The sequence below is a fragment of the Stenotrophomonas sp. STEN054 genome, from assembly GCF_056854535.1.
Map to the genome: position 1 here is coordinate 1 of NZ_JBXFWG010000084.1, position 9,075 is coordinate 9,075.

The following is a 9,075-nucleotide window of genomic DNA, read 5'->3' on the forward strand; positions in this document are numbered from 1 at the left end:
GGGGGGGCCCGCGCGGGGGGGGCGCGCCGCCCCGGCGGCCCCCCGGCGGGTGGGGGGGGCGCCGCCCCGGGGGCGGGCCGGGCGCCGCCCCCCCCCGGGCGACCACCCGCATCACCTCAACCGTGCAGGTCGTAGCGGTCCAGCTCCATCACCCGCGTCCAGGCGGCGATGAAATCCTGCACGAACTTCTTCTCGCCATCGGCGCTGGCATACACCTCGGCCAGTGCGCGCAGCACGGCGTTGGAACCGAACACCAGGTCGGCACGGGTGCCGGTCCAGCGTGCGCTGCCATCACCGCGGCCGCGGCCTTCATAGCGCTCGCGGCCCGTGGCCTTCCACTGCGTGCCCATGTCCAGCAGGTTGACGAAGAAGTCGTTGCTCAACGTGCCGATGCGCGTGGTGAACACGCCGTGCTTGCCCCCGTCGGCATTGGCGCCGAGCACGCGCAGGCCACCGACCAGGGCGGTCATCTCCGGCGCGGTCAGGGTCAGCAGCTGCGCCTTGTCGATCAGCAGCGCCTCGCCCGGCACGCTGTAGGCGCCCTTGAGGTAGTTGCGGAAGCCGTCGGCCGCCGGTTCCAGCACCGCGAACGATTCGACGTCGGTCTGTTCCTGGCTGGCATCGGTACGGCCCGGGGTGAACGGCACGCTGACCTCATGGCCACCGGCCTTGGCCGCCTGTTCCACGCCCACGCCACCGGCCAGCACGATCAGATCGGCCAGCGATACCTGCTTGCTGCCGCCGCCATTGAACTCGGCCTGCACCTTTTCCAGCGCGGCCAGCACCTTGCCCAGCTGCTGCGGCTGGTTCACCGCCCAGTCTTTCTGCGGGGCCAGGCGGATGCGCGCGCCATTGGCACCGCCACGCTTGTCCGAACCACGGAAGGTCGAGGCCGAGGCCCAAGCGGTGGACACCAGCTCGGCGACGCTGAGGCCGGTCGCGGCGATCTTCTGCTTCAGCGCGGCGATGTCCTTTGCATCGATCAGCGGGTGCCTGGCTTCTGGCACCGGATCCTGCCAGATGAATTCCTCGGCCGGAATTTCCGGGCCCAGGTAACGCGCACGCGGGCCCATGTCGCGGTGGGTCAGCTTGAACCAGGCACGGGCAAAGGCATCGGCGAAGGCCTGCGGATTCTCGAGGAACTTGCGCGAGACCTTTTCGTAGGCCGGGTCCATGCGCAGCGACAGGTCGGTGGTCAGCATGGTCGGGCGGTGCTTCTTCGACGGATCGTGCGCGTCGGGAATGACCGCGTCGGCGTTCCTGGCCACCCACTGGTGGGCACCGGCCGGGCTCTTGGTCAGTTCCCATTCGTTGCCGAACAGGATCTCGAAGAAGTCGTGGCTCCACTCCGCCGGGGTGCGCGTCCAGGTCACCTCCAGGCCGCTGGTGATGGTGTCGCCGCCCTTGCCGCTGCCGAAGCTGCTGGCCCAGCCCAGGCCCTGGCTTTCCAGGCCTGCGGCTTCGGGCTCCTTGCCGACGTTGTCGGCCGGGCCGGCGCCGTGGGTCTTGCCGAAGCTGTGGCCACCGGCGATCAGGGCGACGGTCTCCTCATCGTCCATCGCCATGCGGGCGAAGGTGTCGCGGATGTCATGCGCGGCCAGCACCGGGTCGGGGTTGCCGTCCGGGCCTTCCGGGTTCACGTAGATCAGGCCCATCTGCACGGCGGCCAGCGGGTTCTCCAGCTTGCGCGAGTGCACGTCGCCGTCGGCATCGTCATCGGACACCAGCACGCCGTGGTCTTCCTGCACGCCCTCGGAGCCGTGCTTGTAGCGCACGTCGCCACCCAGCCAGGTGGTTTCGCGGCCCCAGTACACATCCTGGTCCGGTTCCCAGGTATCGGGGCGGCCGCCGGCGAAACCGAGCGTCTTGAAGCCCATCGACTCAAGGGCGACGTTGCCGGTGAGGATCAGCAGGTCGGACCAGGAGATCGCCTGCCCGTACTTCTGTTTGATCGGCCACAGCAGGCGGCGCGCCTTGTCCAGGCTGACATTGTCCGGCCAACTGTTGAGCGGGGCGAAGCGCTGCTGGCCGCGACCGCCGCCGCCACGGCCATCGCCGATGCGGTAGGTGCCGGCGCTGTGCCAAGCCATGCGGACGAATAGGCCGCCGTAGTGGCCGAAGTCGGCCGGCCACCAGTCCTGCGAATCGGTCATCAGCGCCTTCAGGTCGGCCTTCAGCGCAGCGTAGTCCAAGCCCTTGAAGGCCGTGGCGTAATCGAAGCCCGCATCGAGCGGATTGGAGCGGCTGGAGTGCTGGTTGAGCAGCTCCACGCGCAGCTGGTTCGGCCACCAGTCGCGATTGGTCGTCGCGTCACCGACGACGGCGTGGTTGAAAGGGCACTTGGCTTCGCTTTTCATGGGTGTCTACCTGCGGGCTGGCGAAAGGTGGAATCGGGGGAGGCCTGACCACCATAGATGGCACCTACTGATGGGTAAATTCGATTGATTCAACCGGTGTGATAGTGGCGGCCTATCAGGGGCAGGGCTTGGACCGTTGTGCGCGATCAGCGCTTGAGCAGGCCGGCACCGAGCTTGAGCAGATCGCTGGCGCCGAACTGGCCGTCGCCGTCCTGGTCGAGTGCGCCTCCGAGCAGGCTGCCGAGGCCGCCGCCAGCGTGCTGGGTTTCCTGGCCGAGGGCCGAGCTGAGTTCGCCGGCATTGCCCTGCTGGGCGAAGCGCTGGGCCAGGAACGACATGACGATGGGGGCGAGGATGGCCAGCAGCTTGCTGGTGGTGCCGCTGTCCAGGCCGATCTTCTGGCCAAGCAGTTCGGCCGCCTGCGGCTGCTGGCCGCCGAACACATGGCCGAGGATGCCGGCGCCGTCGGTCGCGCCACTCCGGCCACCGCCCATCACCGCGCCGAGGATGCCGCCCAGGTCGGAACCGCCACCGCCGCTGCCGTCGGCCAGGTGGTCGCGCTGCAGCGCGTTGAGCAGGGACTGCGCGCCCTGCGGTTCACTGGCGTTCTGGCCCAGTGCGCCCAGCAGAAGCGGCAGGGCACTGCCTACCGCCTGGGTGGTCTGGCCGCGGTCCAGGCCGAGCTGCTGGGACACCTGCTGCAGGCCTTGTCCCTGCTGCAGCTGCTGGAAGAGGGACGCGGCGAGGGATTCGGTGTTCACGGCGGTCTCCGTTCTGTGAAGGAAGGACCGCCCGAGCATAACGCCGGGTACACGACGGAAATGCGAAGGCAGCCGAGCGTGGGCTCGGCTCTACAACGGTTGCGCGGGGCCATGCCCGGCGGCGGGGGTTACACCAGTCGAGCGTGGGCTCGGCTCTACAGCGGTAGCGCCGGGCCATGCCCGGCGGCGGGGGTTACACCAGCCGAGCGTGGGCTCGGCTCTACAGCGGTAGCGCCGGGCCATGCCCGGCGGGCGGGGTTACAACAACGTCTTCAACAGGTACAGGGCTTCCAGTGCCTGCTTCGGGGTCAGCTCATCCGGGTCGATCGCGGCCAGCGCTTCCTGCGCCTTGTTGGCCGGTGCGCTGAACAGGCCGAACTGCTGCGGTGCATCCAGCGCCTGCGGCGAGACCTCGGCGGCATGGCTCTCGCCACCGCGCTGCTCCAGCTCGGCCAGACGGCGACGCGCCTGCGCTACGGTCACGCGCGGCAGGCCGGCCAGCGCCGCTACCTGCAGACCGAAGCTGCGGTTGGCCGGGCCGTCCTTCACCGCGTGCATGAACACCAGCGCCTCGCCATGCTCGACGGCATCCAGGTGCACGTTGGCGATGCCGCTGCGGCCGCCTTCGTGCTGCTCGTCGGCCAGCGCGGTCAGCTCGAAGTAGTGGGTGGCGAACAGCGTATAGCAGCGGTTCTGGTAGGCCAGGTGACGGGCCACCGCATCGGCCAGGGCCAGGCCGTCGTAGGTGGACGTGCCGCGGCCGATCTCGTCCATCAGCACCAGCGAATGCGCGGTGGCGTGGTGCAGGATGTAGCTGGTCTCGGCCATTTCGACCATGAAGGTCGATTGCCCGCGCGCCAGGTCGTCACCGGCGCCGATGCGGGTCAGGATGCGGTCGATCGGACCGATCAGCGCACGGCTTGCCGGCACGAAGCTGCCGATATGGGCCAGCAGCACGATCAGCGCGTTCTGCCGCATGTAGGTCGATTTACCGCCCATGTTCGGGCCGGTGATGACCAGCATGCGACGGTCCGGATGCAGGTCCAGGTCGTTCGGCTCGAACGGCTGTTCGCGCACGGCTTCAACCACCGGATGGCGGCCGCGTTCGATCTTCAGGCAGGGCTCGGTGTGCAGTTCCGGCCGCGCCCAGTCCAGTGCCTGCGCGCGCTCGGCGAAGGCGGCCAGCACATCCAGTTCGCTCAGCGCGGCGGCGCACTGTTTCAGCGGTTCCAGCTGGCCGCCCAGCGTGTCCAGCAGCTGCTCGTACAGGTACTTCTCGCGCGACAGCGAACGGTCGCGCGCAGAGAGTACCTTGTCCTCGAAGGCCTTCAGTTCCTCGGTGATGTAGCGCTCGGCATTGGTCAGCGTCTGCCGGCGGGTGTAGTGCACCGGCGCGCGGTCGGACTGCCCCTTGCTGATCTCGATGTAATAGCCGTGCACGCGGTTGTAGCCCACCTTGAGGGTGGCGATACCGCTGCTTTCGCGCTCGCGCTGTTCCAGGTCGACCAGGAACTGGTCAGCGTGGGTGGACAGGCGGCGCAGTTCGTCCAGCTCGGCATCGAAGCCATCAGCCAGCACGCCGCCATCGCTCAGCTTCAGCGGCGGCATCTCGGCGATGGCGCTGGCCAGCAGGTGCGCGCACTCGTCGTGCTCGCCCAGCGCAGCGTGCAGGGTCTGCAGGCGCGGCGAATCCAGCGGCGCCAGCACCTCGCGCACGGCCGGCAGCAGGCCCAGGCCATCGCGCAGGGTGGAGAAATCGCGCGGGCGCGCCGAGCGCAGCGCCACGCGGGTGAGGATGCGTTCGAGATCGCCGAGGCGACGGAACTGCTCGCGGACGTCGGCGTCGCTGCCGCGGTCGATCAGCGTTTCCACTGCATGGTGGCGCTGCACCAGCACCTCGCGCAGGCGCAGCGGGCGGTGCAGCCAGCGGCGCAGCAGGCGACCGCCCATTGGCGTCACCGTGCTGTCGAGCACGCCCAGCAGCGTGTTGCGGGTGTCGCCGTCCACGCGCGTATCCAGTTCCAGATGACGGCGGGTGGCGGCATTCATCGCGATCGCCTCGCCGGCGGTTTCCATCGCGATCGAGGTGAGGTGCGGCAGGCGCTGCTTCTGGGTTTCCTCGACATAGCCGAGCAGGGCACCGGCCGCAGCGGTGGCGCGCGGCTTGTCGTCGATGCCGAAACCGCTCAGGTCGTGCAGCTTGAAGAAGGCCAGCAGCTGGCGGCGGCCGCTGTCCGCATCGAACAGCCACGGCGCGCGGCGGCGCACGCCGCTGCGCTGGCGCAGGAACTCGGGCCAGTTCTCTTCGTCGGGCACCAGCAGCTCGGCCGGCTCCAGGCGGGCCAGTTCGGCTTCCAGTGCGTCGTCGGTCTCCACTTCGTTGACCAGGAAACGGCCACCGGCCAGGTCGGCCCAGGCCAGGCCGTAGCCCTGCTTCGTGCGCGACAGCGCCATCAGCAGGGTGTCGCGGCGCTCGTCCAACAGGGCTTCGTCGGTGACCGTGCCGGGGGTGACGATACGCACCACCTTGCGCTCGACCAGGCCCTTGGCCAGGGCCGGGTCGCCGATCTGTTCACAGATGGCCACCGATTCGCCCAGCGCCACCAGGCGGGCCAGGTAGCCCTCGTAGGCATGCACCGGCACGCCGGCCATCGGAATGGGCGCGCCGCCGGAGCTGCCGCGCTGGGTCAGGGTGATGTCCAGCAGCCGCGCCGCCTTGCGAGCGTCGTCGTAGAACAGCTCGTAGAAGTCGCCCATGCGGAAGAACAGCAGCAGGTCCGGATAGTCGGATTTTGCTGCGAAGAACTGCTTCATCAGGGGGGTATGCTCTTGAGTACCCTTGGATTCGCTGCGTTTCGCTTTTGAATCAGTGGCTTGCAATGGATTCCGTCTCTGTCAGTGAAGGCGGGTTGCCGTTCGAAACGGCAAGTAACGGGGTTTTTGTTGCGATGGTGTTGCGACGCCCAGTTGCTTGGGCAAAGATCGACGCCAACCGGGACACGGGCGATCATGCCAAAAAAAGTTGCGACGGACCGCGCCACCCGGCGCCAGGTCACCAAGTTTAGTCTGACCCACCAACAGGTGATGGAGCTTTCGGTTCGCCGCATCCCTGCGTCGGGGGGCGTGGGCAAGCGCGCCAAGCTGGTGGATCGGCCGTTGGAGCAGGGCGACAAGGCCTATCGCGTGCTGGATGGAAACCAAGGGGCACCGGTGGGCTTTGGTTTTACGTGGGGAAGACCCGCACCACCTACGAAGTCGTCCGACGGGGAGCACAGGGCGTTCGTCGCTTCGGGTTGGGCAATGTCACGGACATCAAGGGGGCTGGGAAGGTGGGGAAGGTCGCCAAGAAGGCAGGGAAGGCAAAGCCGATTCGAAAACTTAACCAGAAGGCCAAGGCGAAGGCGGCGGGTTAACCCCGGGAACCAGGGCCCGAGGGCGCGTTTAAAGGCCTTGGTCGAGGCACATGACTCGATCGACATGGCTCTCACAGACGCGCTTGGAAGAGGAAGCGGGGTCGGCAAAACGTGCGTCCTCCAAGCCGTGGTAAAGCTCTGGCCTGCGAGGCGCGTGGCGGTCGCGGAGGGAAGGTATCTGGCAGTCAGCTGTCGTTGTGTCTTCACGTGGCTTGAGCCACGGGCTTGGGGCGGGTGCTTGGGTGAAGCTTGCTCCCCGCCAGTCGTAGAGGAGGTGGGGAGCACAGGGCGGCATTTTTTTACTCGCGCTGCGGTTTTACCTGCGAAGAGTCGTCAGCTTAGAAGGCTTACGCGCCTTAATTGTGAGTGTCGTCACGCATAATGGACTGGAAGTTGATTGACATCGCTATCGGCGAACACTAGCCTCCGCATTGCAATTCACCCTTTTCGACAAAGGAAGTCAGAATGAAGATCAAGATGATTGGAAACTCGATTCTGATCGGGGCCACTGCTATGGCCCTTACTCCTCAGGTGGCAGTTGCGGTTGCGCCCAATGGGCAGACGACGACTTCAGTAGTTCAGGTTTCTAAAGACGTCAACAGGACGGATTTTGTGAATCGTCTCACGAAAACGTTCAAGACGATGGCTGCATCAGATTCGGTAGAGACAAGCGCTGCAGGTATTCAGTACCTTGAGGCAATTCAGAGTCCCGGGATCTACGGCCTCATCGAGCAAATTTCAGTTCCGTATTTCTCGGGAAATGCGAATAATGTGTCGATCATGTATGACGCGCCCCCCCAGGTTGGCTCGATTAGGACCAGCCAATGGTGCGGTCAAAAAGATGGTTACACATACGTTTTTCAGGTGACTGAGAAATATATGCAAATGACGCCGAACGGTCACGTTTATGGTTGGGTACAGACGAAATCAACCCAATGGATGGTGACAACTTGCCCGGGCGAGTTGGTTTGATAGCGGGTGACCGCGGGTCCGGCTGCACAAGCATTGCTCGAAGAGAGTTTTTGGCGTGCCAAAAGCCGATTCTCTTCTTCGCCAATGCCTTGGGTGATCATTTGCTTACACGGCCGACTGTATTGGCGTTGACCGAGGTTTTTGAGGGGCGTCTGGGCTACATGGGGGCTCCGTTCTCGGCAGAGCGATTCTATCCTGACGCGGATTTTAGGTGTGTGTGCCCAGTTGCTTTTTCTTATGGCGACGGCGGGGCGCATGACTTTGAAATGGCATCGGTGTTGTCTTACGGGAATAGCTTCGACGCGATCATTTCTTTGAATCCTTGGCACTCTCCGCTGCTGGAAAGTGTCCGTCATACCATCGCGCCAAAGCCTTTCGTCACGCTCGGCAGCGATAGCGGCGTGCTTGCATGCAACCCGCAGCCGAAGAAGGACATGGCTGCAAAAATTTTTGCAATGGCCAAATTTTTCAGGAAAGATTTTGAGCTCAGTTCGTTCTTGTCGGTGCATCCTGCGTCGCCACACGCGCGAGCATGCGCCGACTACATCTTTAGTGAACTTCCGCAGGGGAAAAAAGTGCTCTGCGTCCATACTTGGACGCATGATCTGAAAAGGTGGCCGACACAGCGTTTCAAGGAAGTCATCGCTGCGTTCATTTTGCGTTTCCCCGAGTACGTAGCGCTTGTTGTGGATCCTGCCGACACGGAGCTGGACACCGGTCTGCCAGTCGGTGCGGTTTTTACTTGTGATGGCGTTGATCTCGACACGGCTACCGATTTGGTTGCCCGCAGTGATCTCTTCCTGGGCATAGATTCCTATTTCCTTCATGTCGCAGATTTCAGTGGCGTCCCGAGCGTTGGAATCTTTGGGCCGACGAATCCTGAAAGATGGGGGGCGTCTTACTCGCCTGCTATCAGTCTGCGCTCGGGACGATCTCCACTGGAAGTTTCCAGTGGTAGCGTCTTGAGCGCCTTGGTGGAGATGGCTGGCCGAGAGCGTTGGGATCGACGTATGAGGGGTGCCCACGAACGCGCATTTTGGGCTTTGGCGTAACGGAAGTTCGCATTTCTTGATGATTCCAAGCAGTAATGGCGGCCAATTCAGGCCTTCAGTGGTATCTACTGCTTTCAAGGGCTGACAGTTGCACTGGGCGGTCTCAACTTGCAAGCGCAACACGTGATCTGAAAGCTTGTAGCTCAATGTCCATCGCTTCCGCGGGCGTCTTCCAGCCCAGCGTCTGGCGTGGGCGCGTGTTCATCAGCCACGCCACGTGATTGAGATATTCCTGGCTCGCCATGGACAGGTCCACGCCTTTGGGCAGGAACTGGCGTAGCAGGCCGTTGGTGTTCTCGTTGCTTCCACGTTGCCAAGGCGCATGGGGATCGGCGAACCAGACATCCATATTTAGTCTGTCCATCAGCTCGGCATAGCACGTCATTTCGGTGCCCCGGTCGTAGGTCATGTGAATCGCCCAGGCTTTTGTAGACAGTCGTCAGCCGTTTAGTGCGTACCGCTTCTCAAACTCTACCGGGGACAGCCCGTCGTTGGAACTGTGCCGCCGCTTTGGGTTGTA

General features: G+C 64.4%; 5 protein-coding genes and 1 pseudogene. 2 read left to right on the forward strand and 4 right to left on the reverse strand.

From position 1 onward, the window contains the following. Positions 1–116: 116 nt before the first annotated feature. The 3 genes from katG to mutS all read right to left on the reverse strand — a co-directional run bounded on the left by katG (position 117) and on the right by mutS (position 5,998). Complete coding sequence (gene katG, locus AC1VXD_RS19185) at positions 117–2,357, reverse strand: catalase/peroxidase HPI (RefSeq protein ID WP_482993387.1); 2,241 nt, start codon at positions 2,355–2,357, stop codon at positions 117–119. Positions 2,358–2,503: 146 nt separating this feature from the next. After that, entirely contained in the window at positions 2,504–3,157 is a 654-nt protein-coding gene (locus AC1VXD_RS19190; RefSeq protein WP_482993388.1) for a DUF937 domain-containing protein, read from the reverse strand. Positions 3,158–3,376: 219 nt separating this feature from the next. Then, on the reverse strand, positions 3,377–5,998 hold the full coding sequence (gene mutS / locus AC1VXD_RS19195; protein WP_482993389.1) for a DNA mismatch repair protein MutS: 2,622 nt from the start codon (positions 5,996–5,998) through the stop codon (positions 3,377–3,379). Between the two features lie 998 nt (positions 5,999–6,996). Here mutS and AC1VXD_RS19200 point away from each other — a divergent pair. Together AC1VXD_RS19200 and AC1VXD_RS19205 are read left to right on the forward strand one after the other, a co-directional pair. Next, positions 6,997–7,503 carry a hypothetical protein gene (locus AC1VXD_RS19200; RefSeq protein WP_482993390.1) on the forward strand — a complete coding sequence of 169 codons (507 nt, stop codon included), beginning with the start codon at positions 6,997–6,999 and terminating at the stop codon, positions 7,501–7,503. Continuing rightward, the gene (locus tag AC1VXD_RS19205) at positions 7,467–8,555 is read left to right on the forward strand and encodes a glycosyltransferase family 9 protein (protein WP_482993391.1); all 1,089 of its coding nucleotides are present in this window, start codon (positions 7,467–7,469) and stop codon (positions 8,553–8,555) included. The genes AC1VXD_RS19200 and AC1VXD_RS19205 overlap by 37 nt, the downstream gene beginning before the upstream one ends. Positions 8,556–8,658: 103 nt before the next feature. On the opposite strand, the pseudogene AC1VXD_RS19210 reads toward AC1VXD_RS19205, so the two are convergent. Further along, positions 8,659–8,964 (reverse strand): annotated as a pseudogene (locus AC1VXD_RS19210) (IS30 family transposase); the annotation flags it as partial. Between the last annotated feature and the right edge of the window lie 111 nt (positions 8,965–9,075).

Bases quoted from the DNA above. Each gene is read 5' to 3' on its own strand.
- katG (WP_482993387.1), bottom strand. From the start codon at position 2,357: ATGAAAAGCGAAGCCAAGTGCCCTTTCAACCACGCCGTCGTCGGTGAC.
- AC1VXD_RS19200 (WP_482993390.1), top strand. From the start codon at position 6,997: ATGAAGATCAAGATGATTGGAAACTCGATTCTGATCGGGGCCACTGCT.
- AC1VXD_RS19205 (WP_482993391.1), top strand. From the start codon at position 7,467: ATGGATGGTGACAACTTGCCCGGGCGAGTTGGTTTGATAGCGGGTGAC.
- AC1VXD_RS19190 (WP_482993388.1), bottom strand. From the start codon at position 3,157: ATGCTCGGGCGGTCCTTCCTTCACAGAACGGAGACCGCCGTGAACACC.